General features: G+C 69.4%; 22 protein-coding genes. 12 read left to right on the plus strand and 10 right to left on the minus strand.

All coding sequences use genetic code 11. The annotated features are described in order from the left end of the window. Positions 1 to 3: 3 nt before the first annotated feature. The 3 genes from J2X59_RS15490 to J2X59_RS15500 all read right to left on the minus strand — a co-directional run bounded on the left by J2X59_RS15490 (position 4) and on the right by J2X59_RS15500 (position 3,731). Positions 4 to 1,350, minus strand: coding sequence for an ABC transporter substrate-binding protein (locus tag J2X59_RS15490; RefSeq protein ID WP_326497263.1), 1,347 nt, complete (start codon positions 1,348 to 1,350; stop codon positions 4 to 6). Positions 1,351 to 1,391: 41 nt separating this feature from the next. Next, positions 1,392 to 2,708 carry an alpha-galactosidase gene (melA, locus tag J2X59_RS15495; protein WP_326497264.1) on the minus strand — a complete coding sequence of 439 codons (1,317 nt, stop codon included), beginning with the start codon at positions 2,706 to 2,708 and terminating at the stop codon, positions 1,392 to 1,394. Positions 2,709 to 2,942: 234 nt separating this feature from the next. Next, the gene (locus tag J2X59_RS15500; RefSeq protein ID WP_066651508.1) at positions 2,943 to 3,731 is read right to left on the minus strand and encodes a DeoR/GlpR family DNA-binding transcription regulator; all 789 of its coding nucleotides are present in this window, start codon (positions 3,729 to 3,731) and stop codon (positions 2,943 to 2,945) included. Between the two features lie 158 nt (positions 3,732 to 3,889). Here J2X59_RS15500 and J2X59_RS15505 point away from each other — a divergent pair, with 158 nt between their 5' ends. From J2X59_RS15505 to J2X59_RS15520, 4 genes are all read left to right on the plus strand, one after another. Then, a complete protein-coding gene (locus tag J2X59_RS15505; RefSeq protein ID WP_326497265.1) occupies positions 3,890 to 5,221 on the plus strand; it encodes a D-tagatose-bisphosphate aldolase, class II, non-catalytic subunit in 1,332 nt (443 codons plus the stop codon). Next, positions 5,218 to 6,351, plus strand: a complete 1,134-nt coding sequence (locus J2X59_RS15510) for an SIS domain-containing protein (protein WP_326497266.1) — start codon at positions 5,218 to 5,220, stop codon at positions 6,349 to 6,351. The genes J2X59_RS15505 and J2X59_RS15510 overlap by 4 nt, the downstream gene beginning before the upstream one ends. Beyond that, on the plus strand, positions 6,348 to 7,331 hold the full coding sequence (locus J2X59_RS15515) for an N-acetylglucosamine kinase (protein WP_326497267.1): 984 nt from the start codon (positions 6,348 to 6,350) through the stop codon (positions 7,329 to 7,331). Before J2X59_RS15510 ends, J2X59_RS15515 begins: the two co-directional genes overlap by 4 nt. Before the next feature lie 67 nt (positions 7,332 to 7,398). Continuing rightward, a complete protein-coding gene (locus tag J2X59_RS15520) occupies positions 7,399 to 8,895 on the plus strand; it encodes a glycoside hydrolase family 36 protein (RefSeq protein ID WP_326497280.1) in 1,497 nt (498 codons plus the stop codon). 21 nt (positions 8,896 to 8,916) lie between these two features. Here the strand turns inward: J2X59_RS15520 and J2X59_RS15525 are convergent, their stop codons facing one another. Beyond that, on the minus strand, positions 8,917 to 9,846 hold the full coding sequence (locus tag J2X59_RS15525) for an NADP-dependent oxidoreductase (RefSeq protein ID WP_326497281.1): 930 nt from the start codon (positions 9,844 to 9,846) through the stop codon (positions 8,917 to 8,919). Positions 9,847 to 9,951: 105 nt separating this feature from the next. Here J2X59_RS15525 and J2X59_RS15530 point away from each other — a divergent pair, with 105 nt between their 5' ends. Both J2X59_RS15530 and J2X59_RS15535 read left to right on the plus strand, forming a co-directional pair. Further along, entirely contained in the window at positions 9,952 to 10,464 is a 513-nt protein-coding gene (locus tag J2X59_RS15530) for a MarR family winged helix-turn-helix transcriptional regulator (RefSeq protein ID WP_326497268.1), read from the plus strand. Between the two features lie 131 nt (positions 10,465 to 10,595). After that, the gene (locus J2X59_RS15535; RefSeq protein WP_326497269.1) at positions 10,596 to 11,885 is read left to right on the plus strand and encodes a hypothetical protein; all 1,290 of its coding nucleotides are present in this window, start codon (positions 10,596 to 10,598) and stop codon (positions 11,883 to 11,885) included. A gap of 300 nt (positions 11,886 to 12,185) precedes the next feature. Here the strand turns inward: J2X59_RS15535 and J2X59_RS15540 are convergent, their stop codons facing one another. The 3 genes from J2X59_RS15540 to J2X59_RS15550 are packed head-to-tail and all read right to left on the minus strand — an operon-like array spanning position 12,186 to position 13,576. Next, on the minus strand, positions 12,186 to 12,563 hold the full coding sequence (locus tag J2X59_RS15540) for a hypothetical protein (RefSeq protein WP_326497270.1): 378 nt from the start codon (positions 12,561 to 12,563) through the stop codon (positions 12,186 to 12,188). Between the two features lie 5 nt (positions 12,564 to 12,568). Further along, positions 12,569 to 13,210 (minus strand): hypothetical protein, encoded by a 642-nt coding sequence (locus J2X59_RS15545; protein ID WP_326497271.1) that lies wholly within the window; start codon positions 13,208 to 13,210, stop codon positions 12,569 to 12,571. 9 nt (positions 13,211 to 13,219) lie between these two features. After that, the gene (locus J2X59_RS15550) at positions 13,220 to 13,576 is read right to left on the minus strand and encodes a hypothetical protein (RefSeq protein ID WP_326497272.1); all 357 of its coding nucleotides are present in this window, start codon (positions 13,574 to 13,576) and stop codon (positions 13,220 to 13,222) included. A 944-nt stretch (positions 13,577 to 14,520) separates the two neighbouring features. Here J2X59_RS15550 and J2X59_RS15555 point away from each other — a divergent pair. The 3 genes from J2X59_RS15555 to J2X59_RS15910 all read left to right on the plus strand — a co-directional run bounded on the left by J2X59_RS15555 (position 14,521) and on the right by J2X59_RS15910 (position 16,428). After that, positions 14,521 to 15,915, plus strand: coding sequence for a type IV secretory system conjugative DNA transfer family protein (locus tag J2X59_RS15555; protein ID WP_326497273.1), 1,395 nt, complete (start codon positions 14,521 to 14,523; stop codon positions 15,913 to 15,915). 156 nt (positions 15,916 to 16,071) lie between these two features. Then, entirely contained in the window at positions 16,072 to 16,236 is a 165-nt protein-coding gene (locus J2X59_RS15560; RefSeq protein WP_442781440.1) for a DUF4913 domain-containing protein, read from the plus strand. A 3-nt stretch (positions 16,237 to 16,239) separates the two neighbouring features. Beyond that, entirely contained in the window at positions 16,240 to 16,428 is a 189-nt protein-coding gene (locus tag J2X59_RS15910) for a MotA/TolQ/ExbB proton channel family protein (RefSeq protein ID WP_400340390.1), read from the plus strand. A 729-nt stretch (positions 16,429 to 17,157) separates the two neighbouring features. Here the strand turns inward: J2X59_RS15910 and J2X59_RS15565 are convergent. Next, positions 17,158 to 17,547 (minus strand): hypothetical protein, encoded by a 390-nt coding sequence (locus J2X59_RS15565; protein WP_326497274.1) that lies wholly within the window; start codon positions 17,545 to 17,547, stop codon positions 17,158 to 17,160. Positions 17,548 to 17,821: 274 nt separating this feature from the next. Here J2X59_RS15565 and J2X59_RS15570 point away from each other — a divergent pair, with 274 nt between their 5' ends. The 3 genes from J2X59_RS15570 to J2X59_RS15580 all read left to right on the plus strand — a co-directional run bounded on the left by J2X59_RS15570 (position 17,822) and on the right by J2X59_RS15580 (position 21,135). Continuing rightward, positions 17,822 to 19,303 carry an ArnT family glycosyltransferase gene (locus J2X59_RS15570; RefSeq protein WP_326497275.1) on the plus strand — a complete coding sequence of 494 codons (1,482 nt, stop codon included), beginning with the start codon at positions 17,822 to 17,824 and terminating at the stop codon, positions 19,301 to 19,303. Beyond that, on the plus strand, positions 19,300 to 20,835 hold the full coding sequence (locus tag J2X59_RS15575; protein ID WP_326497276.1) for a hypothetical protein: 1,536 nt from the start codon (positions 19,300 to 19,302) through the stop codon (positions 20,833 to 20,835). The genes J2X59_RS15570 and J2X59_RS15575 overlap by 4 nt, the downstream gene beginning before the upstream one ends. A gap of 90 nt (positions 20,836 to 20,925) precedes the next feature. After that, a complete protein-coding gene (locus J2X59_RS15580; RefSeq protein ID WP_326497277.1) occupies positions 20,926 to 21,135 on the plus strand; it encodes a hypothetical protein in 210 nt (69 codons plus the stop codon). A 259-nt stretch (positions 21,136 to 21,394) separates the two neighbouring features. On the opposite strand, the gene J2X59_RS15585 is transcribed toward J2X59_RS15580, so the two are convergent. Continuing rightward, on the minus strand, positions 21,395 to 21,709 hold the full coding sequence (locus tag J2X59_RS15585; protein ID WP_326497278.1) for a hypothetical protein: 315 nt from the start codon (positions 21,707 to 21,709) through the stop codon (positions 21,395 to 21,397). 583 nt (positions 21,710 to 22,292) lie between these two features. Beyond that, a partial coding sequence (locus J2X59_RS15590) for a hypothetical protein (protein ID WP_326497279.1) occupies positions 22,293 to 22,472 on the minus strand: 180 nt, incomplete at its 5' end.

Genomic DNA, 22,472 nt, shown 5'->3' on the forward strand with positions numbered 1-22,472 from the left:
CTCCTAGCCCTGACGGAGTGCCTTGTCGGCGGCGACGGTCGCCTGCCGGAGTGCCTCGGCCGGTTCGCCCTCGCCCTGCAGCACGCGGGACACCGCGTTGCCGAACGCCTCGGACAGGCCGTTGTAGCCGGGCAGGGTCGGGCGGACCTGCTTCGCGTTGGCGGAGTTCGCCTGGATCACGTCGAGTCCGGGCAGGGCGTCGACCTGCTTGCGGAACGCCTCGCTGTCGGCCTCGCTCGACCGCAGCGGCAGGTTGCCGACGGCGACGTTGAACCGCTCGTCCTGCTCGGGTGAGGTCAGCCACTTCGTGAAGTCCTTCGCCCAGTACGCGCGGTTCACGTCGTGGTTGTCGAAGAGGGTCCAGAGGTCCGGCCCGGACACCGTCTGGTGGTCACCGTCGGTGCCGGGGAGCCGCACCACGCCGTACGAGGTCCCGGCCGTCTGCAGGGCGGAGAGCTCCCACGGACCGGAGGTGATCATGCCGACGCGGTCGCTCTCGAACAGCTGGGCGAACTTCGTGTCCGTCTGGTCGAGGTACACGCTGCGGTCGGTCACGGCCATGGACCGCATGAACGACAGGGCGTCGACGCCGGCCTTCGAGTCGAACGCGGCGTGCTCGCCGTCCTCGGACAGGATCGAACCGCCGTTCTGCCAGAGGTGCGGCCACATCTGCCAGGTGGTCTCCTCGCTGCCCGAGACCGAGTAGCCGTAGCCGAAGGTCTGGCTGTCCCGGTCCGTCAACGCCTTCGCGGCGCGACGGAAGTCCGACCAGTCCCAGTCCGCCGTCGGGTACGGCTCGCCGGCGGCGTCGAAGACCGTCTTGTTGTAGAAGAGCGAGATGTTGTCGACGACCGCGGGGAAGCCGATCACCTTCCGCCCGGTCGGCTGCGCGGTGCCACGAGCCGCCGGGGAGAACTCGTCCCAGTGCGTGTCCGGGTCCTCCGCCTCGGCGCGCAGGTCGAGCGTCCGCCCGGATCGCTCGAGCTGGCTCGCCCACGACCCGAAGGTGTACGAGATGTCGGGTGAGTCGTTCCCGGCGAACGACGCCGCGAGCTTCTGGAGCAGTTCGTCGGTCGACGAGGCCCCGGAGGACATGTCGATCGTCACGTTCGGGTGCTCGTCCTCGTACTCGTCGACGAGCACCTGCAGGAGCTTCGCCGCCTCGTCGCTCTGGCCCGACCACATGGTCAGGTGGACCGGTGCCGTGGTGTCGAGCTCGGTGGCACCCTGCGGTGCGCAGCCGGTGAGGACCGTCGCGGCGACCGCGATCGCGACGGCGAGCGCGCCGCGTTCGGTGCGGCGGCGGGCGGTGCGTGTGCTGCTGCGTGTGCTGCTGCTGGTGCGTGGCACTGCGGACTCCTTCGTCGTCAGTGGTGCGTCGGCCGGCGAGCTCAGATCCCGCGTGCGGGGATCGTCGCGCGCAGCGGTTCCGGCAGCAGGTCCCCGTGGGCGACGACGAGGTCGTTGCACAGCTCCCAGATCTGCTCGGGCGTGAGCGTCGAGGACGCGTTCGGGTCCATGAGCACCGCCTGCCGGATCGCGACGGGGTCGCCCGTCCGCGCGGCGTGCACGGTGAGCTCGTTCACGGAGACGTACGGCCGGTTCAGCGCCGCTGCCTGCACGGGGAGCGCCCCCATCGGGATCGGTGCGATGCCGCCGGCTCCGACCGTGGTCGGGACCTCGACGACGCACCCGTCCGGCAGGTTGTCGATCAGGCCCCTGTTCGGCACGTTCGCGTGGATCTCGCGCTCGGTGCCGGTGACCAGCGAGTGGATGACCTGCGGGGCGTACTCCGAGGCGCCCTCCTCGAGCTGCACGGGTCGGCCGGCCGCCAGGTCGCGCTCGGCGGCCTCGAACTCGGCGACGTTGTTCTCGGAGATGCCGACGTACTCGAGCGGACGCAGCCGGAACCGGTCGACCTGCTCCGGCGAGCGGAGGAACCACGACAGGTACTCGGAGGAGTGCTCGCTCGTCTCGGTCGGGTAGGAGCCGATCCGCTTGAACACCTCGACCCGCACCCGGCGCTCGAGCTCCGGGTCCTGCCGGATGCGCTCGCGGAGCCGCGGGTACAGGTCCTCGCCCTCGTGCGTCCACTCGAGCAGCCACGACTGGTGGTTGACGCCTGCTGCGCGGAACCGGGTCTGCTCGACGTCGAGGCCGAGGAGTCCGGCGAGGTCGTGCGCGGTCCAGTAGACGCTGTGGCAGAGCCCGAGCGCCGTGATGTCCGGCGCGACGGTGTCCGCCCACCAGATGTTCATCGCCATCGGGTTCGTGTAGTTGAGCAGGACCGCGTCCGGGGCGACCTCGCGCATGTCCGCGGTCAGCTCGGTGAGGAACGGGAAGGTGCGGAGGGCACGGAAGACGCCGCCGACCCCCGTCGTGTCACCGATGGTCTGGTGCAGGCCGTACCGCTCCGGGATCTCGAGGTCGGTCCGGGTCGCGGCGATCCCGCCGATCTGCACCATGTCGACGACGAAGTCCGCGTCGGCGAGGGCGCGACGTCGGTCGGTCGTCGCCGTGAGGGTGACCGGCCGGCCGAGGCGCTCGCTCACCTGGCGGGCGGTGGCCTCGGCGACGGCGAGGCGACGCTCGTCGACGTCGAACAGCCGGAGGTCCAGCTCGGGGAGGTCGTCGTACCGGAGGAGGTCGGCGAGCAGCTGTCGCGTGAAGACGACGCTCCCGGCGCCGACGAACACGATGCGGGTCATGGGAAGCCCTTCGTTCGGGGTACCGCCGAGGGACGACGGTCGGGGCCACCCGGCGGGTGGCAGAGGGCACGGAGGGGTGGGAGGTCACGCGTCCCGACGCGGGCTCCTGCGGCGTCCGGGTGCGCGGCCTCGACGGGGTTCGCCGGCCGGGCCCCACGGTAGGGCGCGGTGGGCACGACCACCACGCAGCCTCGCGAAACGCGCAGGACGAGTGCGCGTTCGGGCGTGGAGCGCTCAGGCGATGAGGACCTCGACCCCGGCCGCGGCGATCTGCTCGAGCGCCTCCGCCGGGGCGTGCTCGTCGGTCACCAGGACCGACACGTCGCCGATGTCGGCCATCCGCGCCATCGTCTGCCGCCCGACCTTCGAGCCGTCGCACACCACGACCACGCGGTCGGCGTGCGTCACCATCACGCCGTTCGTCCGCGCCTCGGTGTCGTCGTGCGTGGTGACGCCGCCGGCCGCGCTGATGCCGTCCGTGCCGAGGAACGCCGTCGTCACCTTGAACGCCGCGAACGCGGCCTCGGCCAGGGGACCGACGGCCTCGAGCGAGGTGGCGCGGAGCGTGCCGCCGGTCAGGATCGTCTTCACCCGCGGGCTGCGCGAGACCTCGAGCGCGATGGTCACGGCGTTCGTGATCACCGTCAGACCGTTCCGGTCGCCGAGGGCCCGCACGACCTCCTTCGTGGTGGTCCCCCCGCTGACCGCGACGGCCTGTCGCCCCGGGGGCAGGAGCCGTGCGGCGAGCCGACCGACCGCGCGCTTGGCGGCGTCGGCTTCCGAGGCCCGCATCACGACGGGCAGCTCCGGGAGCGCGCCGACCGACTCGACCCGGCCGTAGCTGCGCACGACGAGACCGCGCGCCTCGAGCTCGCCGAGGTCGCGTCGGACCGTGGCCGCCGAGACGCCGCAGGCCCGGATCAGCTCGTCGGTGCTCGTCGAGCCCTGCTCGCGCACCCGCTCGAGGATGTCCCGCATCCGGTCCCGCCGCTTGCGGCCGACGTCCGGCGAGTCGTTGTCCATGGACCCATCATCCGCCAGAACGATCACTGCGAATGACCGGAGTGATCGTTGTGGCAGCGGAAGTGATCGGTCGTTGCCGACACTGGGTCCGGACGCGGCGCCGGACGGTGCCGCGTCGGCAGCGCCGCCGACCGCGGCGCACGCACCAGGAGAACCACGTGAACCCCATCACTGCGCTCGTCGCTCGCCACCGTGCCGGATCCGGTGAGGGCATGTACTCGGTCTGCTCGGCGAACCCCTACGTCCTGCGGGCCTCGATGCGCCAGGCGCTGGAGGACGACGCGCCCCTGCTCGTCGAGGCGACCTCCAACCAGGTCGACCAGTTCGGCGGGTACACCGGCATGACCCCCGCGGACTTCCGGGCCGCGGTGCTCGACCTCGCCGAGGCCGAGGGCTTCCCGGCCGACCGGCTCGTCCTCGGCGGCGACCACCTCGGCCCGAACACGTGGCAGGACCGCCCGGCCGCCGAGGCGATGCCGCTCGCCGTCGACCTCGTCCGCGCCTACGTCACCGCTGGCTACACGAAGATCCACCTCGACTGCAGCATGCCGCTGCAGGGCGAGGTCGCCCCGCTGACCGACGCGGTCGTCGCCGAGCGGGCCGCCGTGCTGCTCGCCGCCGCGGAGTCCGCCGCCACCGACGCCGGGATCGACCGCGACGGCATCGTCTACGTCATCGGCACCGAGGTCCCGACCCCCGGCGGGGCGAAGGAGACGCTGCACGACCTCGAGCCGACCCCGGCGACGGCCGCGGTCGGGACGCTCGACGTGCACCGCGCAGCGTTCGAGCGCGCCGGCCTCGCCGACGTGTGGCCGCGCGTCGTCGCCCTCGTCGTGCAGCCCGCGGTGGAGTTCGACCACCTGCAGGTCATCGACTACGTGCCCGAGGCCACGACCGCGCTGCAGGAGGTCATCGAGGCGACGCCCGGACTCGTGTACGAGGCCCACTCGACCGACTACCAGACGCCCGAGGCGCTCCGTGCCCTGGTCGACGACCACTGGGCGGTGCTCAAGGTCGGCCCCGGCCTGACCTTCGGGCTCCGCGAGGCGCTGTTCGCCCTCGACGCCGTCGAGGCGGAACTCGTCCCGGACGGCAGCGCGGTCGACCTGCGCAGCGTCGTCGAGCGTCGGATGCTCGCGGAGCCGGACCGCTGGGAGCGCTACTACGAGGGCGACGCGCACGAGCAGCGCATCGCCCGCACCTACAGCTACAGCGACCGCATGCGCTACTACTGGCCGGACCCGGAGATCACCGCCGCGACCGAGGCGCTCGTCCGCAGCCTCGACGAGGTCGGCATCCCGCTCCCGCTGCTGAGCCAGTACCTGCCCGTGCAGTACGAGCGGGTCCGCGAGGGCCTGCTGCCGAACCGTGCCGAGGACATCGTGCTCGACCGCGTCCGCGACGTCCTGCGTCCGTACGCCGCCGCCGTCGCCCCGCGCGCGCAGGCCACCGGCACGGTCACCACCACCACCAGCAAGGAGTCCCTGTGACCACCACCGCCCCCGTCCGCGCCGACGAGACCGCGACCCACCGCGAGATCCTGCAGCAGCCCGACAGCTGGCAGCGCCTCGTCGCGTCGCTCGACGACCGCCGTGCCGCGCTCGACGCCTTCCTGCAGCCGCTGCTCGCCGACGAGGACCTGCGCATCGTGCTCACCGGGGCCGGCACCTCGGCCTTCGTCGGGGACATCGCGAGCGTCGACCTGCGCCGCCACCTCGGCCGTCGCGTCGAGTCGATCGCCACGACCGACATCGTCGCCGACCCGCACGGCTCGCTCGGCGACCCCGGCCGGGTGCTCCTGGTCTCGTTCGCCCGCTCGGGCAACAGTCCGGAGAGCGTCGCAGCGACCCGCGTCGTCGACGACGTCGCGCCCGGTGCGCACCACCTGGTCGTCACCTGCGACCCCACGGGCGCCCTCGCCCGCGAGCACCGCGGGCAGGACCGGTCCTTCGTCCTCGACATGCCGGCCGAGACGAACGACACCGGCTTCGCGATGACGTCCAGCTTCTCCACGATGCTCCTCGCCGTCCTCCTGGCCTTCCGGCCGGAGCTCGTGACCGGCACCGGCGCGCTGGTCGCGGCGGCACGGACGATCGCCGGCCTGGAGGCACGGATCGCCTCGCTCGCGGAGGGCACCGAACGCGTCGTGTACCTGGGCAGCGGAGCGCTGCAGGGCCTGGCACGCGAGTCGGCGCTGAAGCTGCTCGAGCTCACCGCCGGCGGGGTCGTGTCGTTCTTCGACACCCCGCTCGGCTTCCGGCACGGCCCGAAGGCCGTCGCGGGTGCGCACACCCTGGTGGTCGTCTACGGCTCGTCGGACCCGTACACGGCGCGGTACGACGCGGACATCCTCCGGGAGCTCCGCGCGGACGGAGCCGTCCGGGTCGTCTCGGTCAGCGGGGACGCGGACGACGAGCGTTCCTTCCCGCTCGACGACCTGGCGGGCCTCGACGACGCGTTCCGCAGCGTCGCCCTGGTCGGCTTCGCCCAGCTCCTCGCCCTCGCCACGTCCGTCGCGCACGGGTGCACGCCGGACAACCCGTTCCCGGGCGGCACGGTCAACCGCGTCGTCCAGGGCGTGACCATCCACGACCACCGCGCGGGAGCTGCACGGGCATGACCGTCTTCCTCGGCATGGACGGCGGCGGCACCAAGACCGCGTTCCTGCTCACCGACGGCGAGGGCACCACGCTCGCCGAGTCGCGGCAGCCGGCCTCCTCCTGGTTCGACGCGGGGACCGGTCTCGTCGGCGACGTCGTCCGTGCGGGCGTCGACGCGGTGACGTCGGCGGCCGGCATCACCCCGGCGGACATCACGTTCGCGCACTTCGGCATCCCTGGTCACGGGGAGTCGAGTCGTGACACCCCCGTGCTCGACGCCCTCCCCGCCGACGTGCTCGGACACGACCGGTACTCCTGCGGCAACGACATGGTCGGCGGCTGGGCCGGATCGCTGGCCGGCCGCGACGGCGTCAACGTGATCGCCGGCACCGGGTCGATGGCCTACGGCGAACGCGGCGGCACCGCGCACCGCGTCGGCGGTTGGAGCGAGGTGTTCGGCGACGAGGGGTCCGCGTACTGGGTCGCCGTCCAGGGGCTCAACGCCTTCTCGCGGATGGCGGACGGCCGACTCCCCCGGGGTCCGCTGCACGCACTCGTGCGCGAGCGGGTCGGGGTGACCGAGGACCTCGACCTGATCGGTGTCGTCATGGACGAGTGGGGCGCGGACCGCGGCACCGTCGCCGACCTGGCGAAGGTGGTCGTCGCGGCCGCCGACGCCGGCGACGACGCTGCTGCCGACGTCCTGCACCGCGCCGCCGCGGAGCTCACGACCCTGGTCGGCACGACGGTCCGCGCGCTCGGCTTCCCCGCCGACGAACCGGTCCCCGTGTCGTACTCCGGCGGGCTCTTCCGGGCGCCGCGGTTCCGCGAGGCCTTCGCCACCGCACTGCTCGCCGAGGACACGACCCTCGAGCTCGTCGAACCCCGACACGATCCGACCGTCGGCAGCGTCCTGGTCGCGATGCGCCGGGCCGGGGCACCGATCCCCGAGCGGTTCACGGCGGAGACGGTCCCCGCCAGCTCCAGCGCCGCCCGCTGACACCACGCACCGACACCAGGCATCGACACCACGCGCCGACACCACGAGGAGACCACCCGTGCAGCACATGTTCGAGTTCGACGGCCTCCGGGTGCCCGCGAACGTCTCCGGACCACCGCGCCGGACGGCGGACGGGTGGCTCGTCCCGGCGGGCCCCGTCGCGCTGCTCCACCCCTTCGGGCACCGCGCCGAGTTCTACCGGCACGGCTGGAACTCGTGGAGCCCGAGCGGGTGGACGCGGGTCGACGGCGACACCATCGGGATCAAGGACAGCCCCGAACGCCTGCTGACCGCCGACGACGCCGCGAACGAGACACCGCACGCGCACTCCGGCAGCGCGGTGGGTGCGGTGACCGGTCCGGACGGCGGCACCCTCCTCGTCGGGGCGCTCGGGCTCGGTACCCCGCGGGTCGGCGCCGACGGCAACGTCCTGTGGGCGTCGAGCGAGCAGGACGACGCGGAGTGGTTCGTCGCGTACGGCGCCGAGCAGGACGTCTTCGCCGCGTACGCCGACCGGGTCTCCGAGCGCCTCGGTCGCCGGACGGCCCGCGCCGGCACCGTGTGGAGCAGCTGGTACTCGTACTACGAGGACATCACCGAGGACCGGATCGCGCGGGCGGCCGCCGACCTCGAGGGCTACCCGGTCGACGTCTTCCAGATGGACGACGGGTGGGAACCCATCGTCGGCGACTGGACGGCGGGGCCCGACTTCCCGAGCGGGATGGCGGCGACCGCACGGACCATCGCGCGCCACGGCTTCCGTCCGGGCATCTGGCTCGCGCCGCTGATCGCCCTGCCCGGCTCGACGATCGCCACCGAGCGCCCCGACCTGCTCGTCGCGGGTGACGACGGCCGTCCGCTCGTCACCGGGCACAACTGGGGGTCGCACTACCACTCGCTCGACACGACGAACCCGGAGGTGACCGACCACCTCCGCGGGGTGTTCGACCGGATCACCGCGGACGGCTACAGCTACCTGAAGCTCGACTTCATGTACGCCGGGGCGATCGCCGGGCACCGACACGTCGACCTGCCCCGCGAACAGGCCTACCGGCAGGCGATCGAGCACATCCGAGCCACCGTCGGCGACGATGTCTACCTGCTCGGGTGCGGGGTCCCGATGATCCCCTCGGTCGGGGTGTTCGACGGAGCCCGTGTCGGACCGGACGTCGCGCCGTTCTGGGACAACGCCGAGCGGGTGGGTGACCCCTCCGGCGAGGGCGCCCGCAACGCGCTGGTGTCCTCGGTCAACCGGGTGTGGATGCGGCGGCTGTACGAGGTGGACCCCGACTCGGTCTACTTCCGCAGCGAGCGGAACCTGCTCGGCGCGGACGAGCGTCGAGCGCTGCAGGACACCGCGGCGGTCCTCGGGTTCCGGTCGACGTCCGACCCCGTCGACTGGCTCCGACCGGAGGAGCATTCCGAGGCCGCGGACTGGCTCGGCGGGAGCGCGGTGGTCGAGCAGGTCGGCCGGTACGTCTTCCGCCTCGACGACCGGGTGGTCGACCTCACCCCGTACGTCACGGGCGAGCACGCGGTCGACGCGGCGTCCTTCATCGGCTGACCGGCCGGCGGTCGTCGTCCCTCAGACGGTGACGACGACCTTGCCGGCGATCCGCCCGGCCGCGCCCGCGGCGTGCAGCGCCGGGAGGTCCTCGAGCCGGATGCGCCGGGTGACCTCGACCGTCAGCTGCCCGGCGTCGACGAGCGCGACGAGCTCGGCCAGGCGCCCGCGGTCCGGCAGGACGAACACCGTGGCGGCGCGGACGCCCCGGGACTCGTCGTCCGGCGTCGCCATGAACGCCGTGGTGCTCACCACGACCCCGCCGTCACGCACGGCGGCGACGAGCGCCCGGAACTGCTCCGGCTCGATCGGCGCGAGGTTCAGCAGCACGTCGACCGGCTCGTCGACCGCCGCCAGGACGTCGGTCGTGGTGTGGTCGATCACCTGCTGGGCCCCCGCGGCGCGGACCGCGTCGGCGCTCCGCGGGCTCGCGGTGGCGACCACGTGCACGCCGGCACGGACGGCGAGCTGGATCGCGTACTTCCCGACCACGCCACCGGCGCCGTTGATCAGCACGCGCTCGCCCGCCTCGAGGCGACCCTCGTCGAACAGTGCCTGCCATGCCGTCAGCGCCACCGACGGGAGTGCCGCGGCGTCCACCAGCGGGACGCTCGTCGGGGCGGCGACCAGTGCCTCCGCGGGTGTGACGACGTACTCGGCGGCACCGCCGTCGCGTTCCATCGGCAGGAACCCGACCACCGCATCGCCCACGGCGAGGCCGTCGACGCCCTCGCCCAGCGCGGCGACCGTGCCGGACACGTCGTAGCCGGGCACGTGCGGCAACTGGACCGGGATCGGCAGGAACCCGCCGCGCATGCCGTTGTCGGCGGCGTTGTAGGCGGAGGCGGTGACCTGCAGCAGCACCTCGCCCGCACCCGGTGCCGGGCGCTCGACGTCCTCGATCCGCAGGACCTCCGGACCGCCGACCTCGTGGAACCGCACTGCCTGCATGGTGTCCTCGTTCATCGTCTTCCCTTTCATCGTTTGCTTCGAATTCGAAGCGATAGGTTGACCGTACACCTGCTTCGAGTTCGAAGCAACAGGTAGGATCGGGTCATGGTCTCTCCCCCGTCGGCGCTCACCCCGACCCAGCTCGGCGCGTACCTGTCGTTCACCGAGGTCGCGGCCCTGCTGCGCCCGGCCGTCGAGCAGCAGCTCCGCGACGCCGGCGAGCTCAGTCACGTGCAGTTCCAGCTGCTCGCCCGGCTGGGCGATGCGCCGGACGGGCGGCTGCGGATGACCGACCTGGCGGACGGGGTCGTCTACAGCCGCAGCGGACTGACCTACCAGGCACAGGTGCTCGAGCAGCGCGGGCTCGTCACGCGGGGACCGTCACCCGACGACGAACGGAGCACCGTGGTCTCCCTCACCGACGCCGGGCGCGACGCGCTCGCCACCGTGCTGCCCGGGCACATCGCGACGGTGCACGGACTGCTGTTCGCGCACATCAGCGACGACGACGCCGCGCAGCTGGGGGACGTCCTCGGGCGGATCAGCGGGCACCTGCGGCAGCACCCGCCGCGGTCGGCGGGGCGGGTGCGGCGGAAGACGGCGGGCGACTCGACGTGACGACTGCCGGACGGGAGGCGCGGGGCGGGCTGCCCCCGCGCCTCCCGTCCGGCAGTGGCGAGCCGACAGGCGTCCGGTCCGGCCCGAACAGGGGCCTGCGGTGGCCCGGGCCGCCTCAGTAGCCTCGCCGCGTGGAGCACCTGCCGACGAGGACGTCCGTGCACGTCGTGCGGGCGCAGATGCGGACAGGCGGGTCGCTCGAGGCGGCGCGCTGGGTCGGTCTCGGTCTCGTGGTCAGCGGCGTCCTGCTCACCGTGGTCGGATCGGGTCTCGTCGCCCTCCTCGGTGCGCTCCCGATCGTCGGCGGTGGCGGGCTGTACCTCGTGGCGACCGTCCGCTGGTGGGACCTCGCCGTCGACACGGCACTGGCGATCGGTGCGCAGGACGACCGCTCCGCTCGGACACCGGCGTGGCGCCCGACCGTCTCCGTCGCCGACGTGCGCAGCGCCAGACGGGGCGCGCTGTGGCTCGGTGCGAGCCTCTCGGTCCTGGCGCTCGTGGCCGGGGTCGGCAGCTGGGCGATCCCGACGCTCGAGCCGGACCGGCCTCAGGCGGTCCTCCAGGACGCGGCCGCCGAACCCCTGCCGATGCCCACACCGACCACGACGTCGACACCGACCGGTGGCGCACCTCGCGGCGCGCGCGGTCTCCCCGTCGCACCGTTCGCCGTCGAACGCGGGGCCGTGCGCATCGCGCAGTTCGACGAGGAGGACGCGTGGGCAGCGGTCTGCGAAGCGGCCATGGGCGACTCCGACTGCCTGGCGTGGGGCATCGTCGCCTCGATCGAGTGCGACCTGCACGTGACGATCGGCTTCGCGGACAGCGAGACCGGGCCGGTCACGCGTACCCAGGAGCGGTCGGTCCGCGTCCGGCCCGGGACCCCCGCGTTCCTGGCCTCGGTCGCATCGGAGCAGTGGAGCGGCATCGAGGCCGCCGGGTGTCGGCCGCGGCCGGAGATCGACGACCACGTCGCGACCTGGTTCCCCACGCAGGACCACGAGGCACAACCCGAGGGGTGCTGGAGCCTCGGCTGCATCGGGTTCGATCTCATCCCGGACCGGGACTGCCCGTCGGCGGACGTGCAGTTCTCCGTGTTCGACGACTACGGCCGGCTCGGCAACCCGCACGACCTCGTGGTCTCCGTCGACCTCCACGCCGACGAGCCCCTCACCGTGTGGGCCGGTGGGGTCGAGAGCTTCGAGGGGGATGCCGTGCTCACCCGGATCTCGTGCGTCGCAGCGCCAGACGACGACTCGACACCCTCCTCGATCGAGGGAGTGGCCGCGTCACGGACGACGCTCGGGGCGACCATGACGACGAGAACGAGCTCGAACCCAACGTCGATGCGTCCGAAACGCGCTCGCGCGGCCTCCGCATCGACACCGTCCTCACCGAAGAGGAAGTGCTCGCGTCTGAGGTAGCACCACCGGTGCGTCGCTCGTCACCTCCACCCTCGGTCATGCGAACGATGTGGTCGACCGCCGGTGCAACCGAGGCAGGGCCTGCTCGAGCTGCTCTTCGCTGCTGAGTTCGTCGCCGAGGGCCCCGACCCGCAGTTCACCTCCGCGCTGTTGCGCACGAAGGGTCTCGAGCACGACGTCGGTGCACGGAGCGCACCGGGCAGGCAGGCAGGACGACCGGACGAGGCGGTGCTGCAGCTGGACAGCCCAATGGGGTGCCACCCTGAGAGTGACACCCCGCTGGGCCTTCCTCCGAACTGCCTACTTCCCCGTCGAGCAGGACTTGTAGTACGTCCCCGCGCCGAGGCCGGTACCGGTGGGGTAGTTCCACTGGCAGTACACCTGAGCGCTCGCGACGTTCTTCCCGAAGTCCGTCGCTGCGTGCCCCATCCCGCTCGTGGACCCTGCCGGTCCGTACGAGACAGTGATCTTGGCCGTGAGGAAGTCCAGCTGGAGCTTCATGTTCGAGTAGCGGAACGTCTTCCGAGCCGAGTGGTGAACCTCGTTCCGGAACGAACCCCCGGAGTAGTACGACGAGTACGTCACCGCCTGTGCCGTCATCGGCTCCGTGAACACCATCAGCAGCGCAGCAGCCGCGGCGAGGACGCTGCCGAACGCGGTCTTCTTCAGCGTGCGCATCCCGATCAGTCCAGCTCGCTCGGGTCAGGCGTCTCGAACGGCAGCAGCTGCACGTCGCTGCCCTGCGAAGCCGTCGTGGCGAGGAGCCGCTGCTCTGACTGCGCAGCCGGGGCGTACGGGTCGACGAGGACGACGTTGTCGTTCCCGGCCGCCTTCTCCGCTGCTGAAGCAATCGACGCAGGCGCCTTTGCCGTCTTCACCTTGTCCGGCACCAGGTAGGCGCGAACCGCGGTCGCCTTTGTGACGACCTGGATGCCGACACCGTGCTCGGTCAGCAGTGTCTTCGACCCGCAGGTCACGCCGACGTACGGCTCGGGCTCGTCGGACGCGACAGCGGCCACCAGACAGACCTCGCCATGGTTGTTCAGCGCCGCCCAGTAGCGAGCCTCAGACGTGGAGGACACGAGCCGGCTCGTGGACGCGTCGAAGAGCTCGGTCTGGCCGAGCGGAGTTGCATCCGCCGGCGTGCTGACCTTTGACAACACGTTCAGCGACTTGGACCACTTCGCGGCGTCGGCTTTGACGGCCGCTTGCGGCGCGGGCGCCGCCTCGGTTGCCGCGGTTGCTCCGGTTGCGAACGCGATCGCGCCGGCGATGCCGAGCACGACTGCGGACACGGCCATGGAGTTCTTTGTTGACTTCTTCATGGTTCCCCCTCAGTACTTGACTTTGCAGGTCAGCGAAATGTTGTCCGCTGTGCCACCGCTCGGCATTCGGAACTGGCAGTACGTACCGGTCTTCTGCTTCGGAACGGTGTAGTTGACGGTTCCGTAGCCCTCGTAGGACGCGTGGCTTCGAACGGTCGCGCGCGCCACGAATATGCTGCCCGGTACTGAGACTGATCCGCCCACCGTCGAGTACGTTCCCGACTCGTGGATTGAATTCGTGAACGTCTTGGCGTTGAAGTACGTCTTCGTTGCTGCCTGGGCTTGAAGCGGCGTCGCGATGATCAGACCCAGAGCTACAGCTGTTGACACTCCGGCCAGAAGAGCGCCTCGCTTGCTTTGTTGCATCTGAACCCCCTTTCAGTTTCGATGAGTCTGACTCAACTGCTGGGGTACTTAGATAGAGGCGCTTCTACCTACAGAACATGTACCCCGGTCGGACGGCATCTTCCCCGGACAGGCACACGGGCCTAAGGTGGCTGGCACAGCGAACAATCAGTAGGAGACCCCGATGCTGCGAGCCCTCAAAGCCATAGGACGCACCACACTCCTCGCGCTGCAAACCCTCTTCGGCGTTCTCAGCTCCCTCGGGTCCGGGGGCGCAACCCCGCCAGGAACGTCGCCCGCAACGGACACCAAGAAGCGCGACGAATACCGTCCCTGAGTCACCGCGCCACCCATCAACACCTGACTCCTCAAGAGTCGTCAGATCGGCGAGCCCCACGCCGCCCCGAGCCCGTTCTTCACTCGCAGGTCGTCAGGTAGCGCCGGTCGACGCGCCTCGGTGACACGGAGGATGTCCTCCTGCACCTGTAGTTCTCGAATCCCCTCGCGCTGATCTGGAGCTTCAGCAGCGCATCGCAGTGGCGAAGCCTGTTGGCGGAGCCTGACGTGACAGCTTGCGCTTCGCTGCGCACACTCGAGGAAGGGGCGAGTGCGCCTCGGACTTCGGGTCGGACGCACTCTGGCTGGAAACGGGCGTCAGCCGCAGGGCAGCGGCTCGGCGCAGATGCCTGTGGTTGGGCGGGAGTGCGGCCGGGGCCAGCAACATGCATCGCTGGCGATCTCGAAGCGTTCGGATGCCCGCGGGTGCTCCCGGAAGGACGTGCGTCCACGCAACTGTCCGTCCGGTAGCCGATCGAGGCGCGACCCGGCGTCCTTCTCCGACGGGCCGGTCCGACCGCGCACAGGGCCCGACATGGCCAACATCGCGCACGCTGCATCGCCCATGCAACACACCCGGCGATCGCCGCACTACGACTTCTCGAACGCCGACTTCGTTCGGATGCTGCTTGCTGCAGCGGGCGCTCTCCGCATCGTGGGAGGACGTCACGATCGGTATCGCCGGTCCCCGCGTGGGGAAGACGATCTCGCTGGTCGTCCCGGCGATCCTCGCCGCCCCGGGCCCGCTGCTGACGACGTCGAACAAGTCCGACGCGGTCGAGACGACGCGGAAGCTCCGTGACGAGGTCGGCACGACGTGGGTGTTCGACCCGCAGGAAGTCGTCGACGAACAGCCGACGTGGTGGTGGAACCCGCTCTCGTACGTCACGGACGACACCACGGCCGCGAAGCTGGCCGGACACTTCGCCGCCGGCTCCCGGGAGCCCGGCGACAAGGGCGATGCGTTCTTCGACCCGGCCGGTAAGGACCTCCTCGCCGGCATGCTCCTCGCCGCGGCGCTGGACAACCGGCCGATCACCGACGTGTTCACGTGGCTGACTGATCCCGACAACCGCGAGATGGTGTCCGTGCTCCGCCGCGGCGAGTACGACCTGATCGCGGACGACGTCGAGAGCCAGTCCCGCACGTCCCCGAAGCAGCGCGACGGCGTCTACGGCACCGCCCGGAAGATGGCGGCGTGCTTGAAGAACAGCCGCATCGGCCGGTGGGTGACCCCGCTCGGCGGCAACATGGCTGGCGATCGTCGGCCGCAGTTCAGCCACGACGAGTTCGTGCGGGGCACGGACACGCTGTACTCGCTGTCCAAGGAGGGTGAGGGCACCGCGGCGCCGCTGGTGACCGCGCTGACCGTCGCCGTCGTCGAGGCCGGGGAACGGCTCGCCAAGACGCAGCCCGGCGGCCGGCTCAAGACGCCGCTGCTGTGCATCCTCGACGAGGCCGCGAATGTCTGCCGGTGGAAGGACCTCCCGGACCTGTACTCGCACTACGGGTCGCGGGGGATCCCGATCATGTCGATCTTCCAGTCCTGGTCGCAGGGCGTCGACGTGTTCAGCCTCGCCGGGATGCGCAAGCTCTTCTCCGCCGCCAACGAGGTCGTGTACCTGGGAGGTGTGAAGGAGACCGAGTGGCTGCGGGAACTGTCGGAGCTGATCGGTGACTACGACCACGAGACGGTGTCGTACTCGATGAACAAGGGCGTCCGGTCCACCAATGTGCAGAACAACCGTCGGCGAATCCTCGACACCTCGGAACTCGCCGAGCTGCCCCGTGGCCGCGCGATCCTCCTGGCATCGGGTCTGCGGTCGTCGATGATCCGCACGGCGCCCTGGTACGAGGGTGCGGACGCGGACAAGGTGAAGGCGTCGATCGCGGCGTACGACGTCGGCGAGCGGGTCGAACGGACCGCGTCGACGGCTGCTGCGACCGCCACCGTGCCTGCTGAGGGCAACCCGTGGCTGAACGCGTCGACGGTCAAGCCGCTCGAGGCGGAGGACGGACGGTGAGCATGGTCGCGGAGTGGGACGGGCACGTGGAGGATGTCGACGACGCGGACACGCTGCCGTCGGAACCGGAGACGTTCTACGGCTCCGCCGACGAGTTCGTGCGCGAGTTCCTGGTTGTCACCTACCGGCGGGAACCGCGACGACGGAGCGACCGGGATGAGCGTGTGGTGGCGCGACCACGCCGATCACCACATGGGCGTCTTGATGAGCCCGGCGGGTCCGTTTGGCAAGTCGTCGGGCACGACGGACCCGGGGGAGCCGTTGCCGTACATGGCACCGCCGCCAGGGCTGTTCGTTGACGTTCGCACCATCGCTAACTGATGACTGTGGGCAACCGACCGGAGCCAGCGTCGCCGACGCACAGGAGGGCATGACATGGCCGGCCTTATCGTCATGGCAACGATCTTCGGCATCTTGGGCACGGTGATGGGCATCGTGGGGACCTTCGTGGGGGTTCGCTCGTCGAGTGCCCGTCGCTACGCTGAACGTGGCGCTGACGCAGCTGCCTTATGAGGAGCCCTCGGCACGAGAGAGACGAGCCGTTTTTTCACGGAGCACAGCGACACAGCGCTGCGCATCGAACTGAGCCGAGTGGTTCGGGAGAGCGCAGCGGTCGACGCCAAGCAGTACCCAACGCCCGCAGGCAATGAGGCGGTCCGAACGCTCTCGGCGGCCTATGCCCTGCTCTTCGGTGCTTTCGGGACCATCTGGCTGGCCATCGCACTTACGGAACACGGTCAGCAGAGGACCGCGGACCTCGTTCTCGCTGCCGTATGCCTGATGCTGGCTGCCCTCATCGGTGCGCTCGCGCTGACGTTGGCTGATCGGCTTCGGCGACGAAACGAAGCGCGAGAGCTCTCAGGAACCCCTGGGCGAGAGCGCTTCTTCGCGTCGGTACACGACACATTGAACGACCTTCAGCGGCAGAAGGCTGCGCGCCGAGCGAAGCGCGAAGCCCGACCTTAGCCCGGTGGCGAACGAGTCGAACGAGCTACGCTCGTGTCGTGGTGAGACGGCGCTGGCTCCGACTTGCGGTTGGCGCCGTCGGAGCCGTCTCTGCGGTCATTGGCTTCGCCCTGGCGTTCGGTGGACCAACCCGCGGCATCTCAGGTCTTGTCGTCGCCGCTGGTCTGGTGCTGCTGCTCGGAGCTATCTTCCCGGGGCTGCTCTGGGGTCGACGCGGCAGGGACCAGTGAGTTGAAGGCTCATCACCGAGCCTCGTAGTGGACCGCTTTAGGCCGCTCAGGTGTCCTTGCCGAAGCGGGGAAGTCGGCGCTTGAGAGCGCCACGAGCACTGCTCTGCGCTTCGCTCGGACCCGTCGCGACCTGCTCCTCATTCAGGAGGTAGGCGCGCATCTGCTCGAGGCGGGTTGTGAGCGTTGCCGTATCGATGAGATATAGCGGCCTCGCTGTGGCGGCAGATGCGGGCGTTCGAGTCATCACCCCGATGGCGACCAGCGCGTCAATGTGCTCCTGCGCTGCAGCCTTGGTGATGCTCAGCGTCTCTGCGATCTCGTCCGCTGCTCGAGGCGTTGCCATCCCACTGAGCGAGCGGATGATCATTGCGCGTGTCACGCCGCTCAGTCCACCGATGACGTCGAGGACGGAGGGTTCCGCGGTTGCTTCGCTCATAGAGCCATGATGGCTGCTGCTCGCCTTGGAAGGACGGCAACCTGCGCCGAAGCCTGGATTAGCAGCTGCTCTTGAGGGTCCGTGTAGTCTGATTTCGCCCGCCGCCGGAACGGGTGGGGCCGGCTGATCAGCGAGCTCTCCACCTTCTGATCGAGACTCCTCCTTGAAGCGACCACCGCAACCTTCCGCCGCCTCTCGGCCCGCGGTGATCGAGCCTGACCAGTCATCAGTTCGCCCGCCGGTCACTGGCCGCGAGTGGACCGTGGTTGGGTCCTTGACTGCAGCGTTTTTCGCGGTGTTGCTGTGTTGGGCGATCATCACGCCGCTGTTCCAGGCAGCGGATGAGGTCCAGCACGTCGACGCTGTCCTCCACCTCGCACTTGGCTACACGTGGCCGGACCCGGGCACCATGCATCTCCTGGCGTCGTCCGCTGCAGCGTTCGCCGATCCGCAGCAGGTGTCGGGGCAGACGTGGGGACAGTTACTGCAGCAGTATCCGGGGCAGCTGCACACCTTCACCGCGGTACCCAACGTCTCCGTCATCAACCAGATGTCGCAGCATCCGCCGACGTGGTACTTCATCGAGGCCGGCTTCCTGCATCTGATTGGGTTCGAGAACCTGCGGTGGGATCACGCAGTGCTGGCGATGCGGCTGCTCAGCATTCTCTGCACGGCGGCACTGCCGCTACTGGCTTGGGCAAGTGTGCGGCGTCTGACTCGTTCTCCTCGTGCTGCGGTTGTTGCCGCGACCGCGGTCCTGGGCATCCCGCAGGTCGCGGTGGTCGGGTCGACCGTGACCAATGACGCTCCCGTGCTGCTGCTGAGCGGGGTGGTGACGCTGCTCGCGGTTCGCGTCCTGACCGGGGACAGCCGCCTGGTCACGACGGTGCTGCTCGGCGTGGTTCTTTCGGCGATGATCTGGATGAAGGGCACGGCCCTTCCGGTGATCCCGTTCGTCGCAATCGCGATCTTTGTTGGCGTGTACCGCGCTCGAGGGCTTCGCACGGCGGTCCTGTGGACAGCTCTTGCGGCGGCGGTTTCAGCTGGAACGGGAGCCTGGTGGTGGGTGCGGAACCTGCTGGTGTACGGCGCAATCCAGCCCGAGGGGTTCGTGTCCCGGAAGCCGATCCCGTTCCCTGACGGGCAGGGACCGGACTTTCCGACCTACGTCGCGACGCTCTGGACGCGGCTGTCGGAGACGTTTTGGGGGAGTCCCGGCAGGACCGCGCAGTACCCGATGTCGCAGATCCTCGTTGAGGTCGGGACGGTCCTCGCGATCGGCGTCATCGTGCTGTTCACCTTCCGGCGCCGAGATGACCTGCCGACGATCGCGGTGATCGCGGTGCTTCCGGTCACCTTCCTCCTGATCGAAACGACGAAGGCATGGACGGGCTACCAGAAGATGGGTGTGGTCGGTGGCACCCAGGGCCGCTACTACTTCCCCGCGCTGATCGCCTTGATCACTCTCAGCGCCGTGGCGTGGCGTCGACTCCCACGCACGCAGTCTGGTCGTAGCGCACTCGCGACGGGGCTGTCGGTGGCCTTCGGTCTCATCGCGCTTTACGGGATCGCGTTCGACTACCGGACGTTCTGGGAGAACCGCGCCACTGCGATCACCTCGAACGGTCTTGCCGCATTCTTTCAGCAAGCGAATGCTCCCGGCGGTGTGGCGCTGTTCTGCGTCGCCGTCGCGATCGCCGGGCTCACCGTCGGGATCTTGTACAGCCGCCGACTGCCTGTAAGGGAGGCCGTATGAGCGCTCCGGCCGATACGCGCCGACCCAGCGGGTCGAAGTGGTTCCGGCTTCGTGGCTCCGCCACGACGGTGCTTGTAGCGATGATGTTCGCGTGGGTCGGGCTGATGCTGGTGTGGGCGCTGGTGCTTCCAATGGGAGGCGCTCTTGCCGAGGCAAACACGCTCGACGCGGTGTTCCGCCTCGCACTCGGAGGCGGGTGGCCGACCGACGGTCAGCATCATGCGCTCAGCGCGACACGGTGGATTCTGTCGGAGGGGTACGCAACGCCAGCGTCGACGCACAGCAGCGTCGCGGAGCTGCTTCGCGCGCACCCGGGTCAGGCACCTGACGTCGTCACTGCGTCGCAGAACCCGGCAGCTGGGTACTGGGTGAACGCGTTGGCGCTCCGGGTGTCAGGGTGGGCATCCCTGCGCTGGGATGAAGCGGTCCTGCTGCTGCGCATCATCAATGTCGTGTTGCTGGCTCCGCTGCCGGCGCTGGTCTTCGCGACCGCTCGACGGTTCTCATTGTCGCCGCTCACCGCTGCGATCGCACCGGTGCTGCTCTTCGCGGTTCCGCAGCTCGCGCAGACCGGTGGCACGGCGAACATGCTGGCGCTGCCGACGCTGCTCAGCGCTGTGGCGGTGTGGCTCGGAGTCCGCATGTGGACCGGTGACCGCTCATGGTGGACCTCTGCCGGGTTAGCGGTAGTCGCGGCGCTGGCGGCGGTAGTCAGCACCAGCGGTCTCCTCGTCCCGGTGTTCGCGCTCCTCTGTGTCGGGATTGCCGCCGGTCGGGATGCCCGCCGGCGAGCTCTCGACGCCGGGCTTGTCCTCGTCTTCGGCGGTGTCGCCGTCGTGAGCGCGCTGCAGCAGTACCTCGGTACAGTGCATCGTGTTGTTGCTGGCACGGCTGATGTGTCGACAGCGCTGCCGCTGGAGTACACCTTCGGCAACGTGATCGACGCGCAATGGGGTGGCCTCAGCTCACTGTTCTGGGGCGGATTCGGACGGAACGCAGCAGCGCTGACGCCGCCACTGATCGCGTTCCTCACCGTCGGCAGCCTCGCCATCATCTGTTGGGCGCTCCTGCGGCGCGAGCGTGCCCTCACCCGGGCGTGGCCGCTGCTGTTGTGGGCGGCGCTCGTCATTGGGGCGGCCCTACTGACCGGGGTCGTCGCTGCACGCTCGGCCCACTCGGTCCTCGCAGGTGACGGGCGGCAGGTGAACCTTGCGGTGACGGCACTTGTGATTGTCGTGGTGCTCGCTGCTCGTGCGATCACCACTACGGCTGAGCGCCGGCAACGAGTCGCTGTGGTCGCGCTGGTGGGCGCACCGCTCATCGCGGCGTATGGATTGAGCGTTGCGTACCAGAGCGCCTATGAGGCATCGCACTTCGCAGTGTCGAAAGCAGGTCTGGCCACGCTAAGTGCGGTGACCCCGCTCGGTTACGCGGGGATTGCAGCCGCCGTCCTCCTGTGGGGGACCGCCACGGTGATCGGCGTCGCGCTCGGAGTGCGGGCAACGCGTCACCGTTTCGATCAGCAGAGCTAGTCTGTGGCAGCGATGCAACCGTCACCGGAAGTCACCAGCAGCGGATCCGAGCCTCAGGCAACCGTCTCCCCGTTCGCAGATGCACCCAACGTGGTCGAGGTCCGGAACGTCTCCAAGAAGTTCACGATCCGTAAGGACAACTCGCTCAAGGAGCGCGTCGTCACGCTCGGCCGCGCCGGCCGACGGCACAGCGAGGACTTCTGGGCGCTCCGTGACGTCAGTCTCGACATCCCGGCCGGCACCACCATCGGGCTGCTCGGACCGAACGGGTCGGGGATCAAAGGGAATATCAATGGTTAGCGTCGGATCATCGAGAACGGTGCGAACAAACTGCTGGAACTGCTCAAACGTCTGGCGATCAGACAGCCGATCCGTTGCCGGGCTCTGCAGCTGCTGCAGCCGGCTCTTAATGCTGCGCCCGTTGAGATCTGGCGCTGCAGTGTCCTCGTCTGAAATAGAACGATTCCCGCTGATTACGACCGCGTAGGGAATCTTGGGGCGCTTCCTCATCAACCAGTCGAGCACGCGGTAGGTGTCTTCACCATTCGAGCCCCCATAGCTACTCGTCAGGAGTCCCGACAGATCGGTCGCGATCCCGGGGGAACCGATTTTCACTGCGAGAGAGGATTGTGTTTACCGGGTAGTGAATCGATCGCACGTACCGGTGCTCGCCATCCCCGACGGGGCGATCCCACGTCGACTCACCGGCTTGCTCCGCTGCAAAGGTCGACGCGATGACGCGTAATACGTTGGGCTTCCCTGCGTTGTTCTGCCCCGCGACAAGGTTGATCTTGCTCAGGGGGTAGAGCTCCGCCGACTTCCCACTTGGGAAGCTGCGAAAGCCGCGAAACGCAAAGCCGTCGATGAAGTTCACGCGTCCAGTCTCGGGGTTTCACCTACCGGACCGTGTCAGACACTCTCATCAGTAGACGGGGCGCATGTCCGGAGGTGGCTAGCGAATCTCCCCGCATGGCGCCGTCGCGCAGCCCGAGCCCTTTCCTTCAGAAGACTCCGGCGAATTAAGCCGATGATGTATCATATGTCAGCTTTGGTTGGTATGAGTTGCTAAGGGTAGGACGTGCACGTACTGGTAGCCGTTGCGCGCCATCGGGCGGTGGAGTCGACGGTGCGTAGTTGCCCAGAGCTGCCCGTGGTATTGCAACGTCTCCGGGGCAGTTCCTCGGAGTGTGAGGGTGATGTCGGGATGACCGGGCTCTTGTAGGACCAACGTCCGAAGGGCCCCTGCGGGATCGAGCGTGACGTGCATCGTTGAATCCGGCATGCGGTTCTCCTTCACTTGCGGCGTTGGCCCAGCTGATGCCACAACGCGCTCACACGGGGCGTTCATCAAACGAACTTGCACTCAAACTGCGCGCAGTGCCATGTGCGGTGGCCGAACGAACTCGGGTACGCAGCTGCCCGGTCAGCCGGACTGTGCCGATGCCGGGACTAACTGATCAAAAGGCGGCGGGCTGGTCAGGAGAGCCAGCAGTTGAACCGTTGCTGCTGTCCGGAGTGAAGTGGACGCGCTCGGCGGCGCGAGTGATGTCTTGGGCGCGAGCTACCTGGGCATCTTGCGCGGTCTGCGCGTCAGCACGTGACTGGCGCATGGCAGTCAGGGCGTCGGTGCTGATCTC

It is taken from the genome of Curtobacterium sp. 260 (genome assembly GCF_030803485.1).
GTDB lineage: Bacteria > Actinomycetota > Actinomycetes > Actinomycetales > Microbacteriaceae > Curtobacterium.

Excerpts from the sequence above, each read along its gene's own strand:
- melA (WP_326497264.1), bottom strand. The coding sequence starts at position 2,708 with ATGACCCGCATCGTGTTCGTCGGCGCCGGGAGCGTCGTCTTCACGCGA.
- J2X59_RS15500 (WP_066651508.1), bottom strand. The coding sequence starts at position 3,731 with ATGGACAACGACTCGCCGGACGTCGGCCGCAAGCGGCGGGACCGGATG.
- J2X59_RS15515 (WP_326497267.1), top strand. The coding sequence starts at position 6,348 with ATGACCGTCTTCCTCGGCATGGACGGCGGCGGCACCAAGACCGCGTTC.
- J2X59_RS15520 (WP_326497280.1), top strand. The coding sequence starts at position 7,399 with ATGTTCGAGTTCGACGGCCTCCGGGTGCCCGCGAACGTCTCCGGACCA.
- J2X59_RS15525 (WP_326497281.1), bottom strand. The coding sequence starts at position 9,846 with ATGCAGGCAGTGCGGTTCCACGAGGTCGGCGGTCCGGAGGTCCTGCGG.
- J2X59_RS15530 (WP_326497268.1), top strand. The coding sequence starts at position 9,952 with ATGGTCTCTCCCCCGTCGGCGCTCACCCCGACCCAGCTCGGCGCGTAC.
- J2X59_RS15540 (WP_326497270.1), bottom strand. The coding sequence starts at position 12,563 with ATGCGCACGCTGAAGAAGACCGCGTTCGGCAGCGTCCTCGCCGCGGCT.
- J2X59_RS15545 (WP_326497271.1), bottom strand. The coding sequence starts at position 13,210 with ATGAAGAAGTCAACAAAGAACTCCATGGCCGTGTCCGCAGTCGTGCTC.
- J2X59_RS15550 (WP_326497272.1), bottom strand. The coding sequence starts at position 13,576 with ATGCAACAAAGCAAGCGAGGCGCTCTTCTGGCCGGAGTGTCAACAGCT.
- J2X59_RS15560 (WP_442781440.1), top strand. The coding sequence starts at position 16,072 with ATGAGCGTGTGGTGGCGCGACCACGCCGATCACCACATGGGCGTCTTG.
- J2X59_RS15565 (WP_326497274.1), bottom strand. The coding sequence starts at position 17,547 with ATGAGCGAAGCAACCGCGGAACCCTCCGTCCTCGACGTCATCGGTGGA.
- J2X59_RS15575 (WP_326497276.1), top strand. The coding sequence starts at position 19,300 with ATGAGCGCTCCGGCCGATACGCGCCGACCCAGCGGGTCGAAGTGGTTC.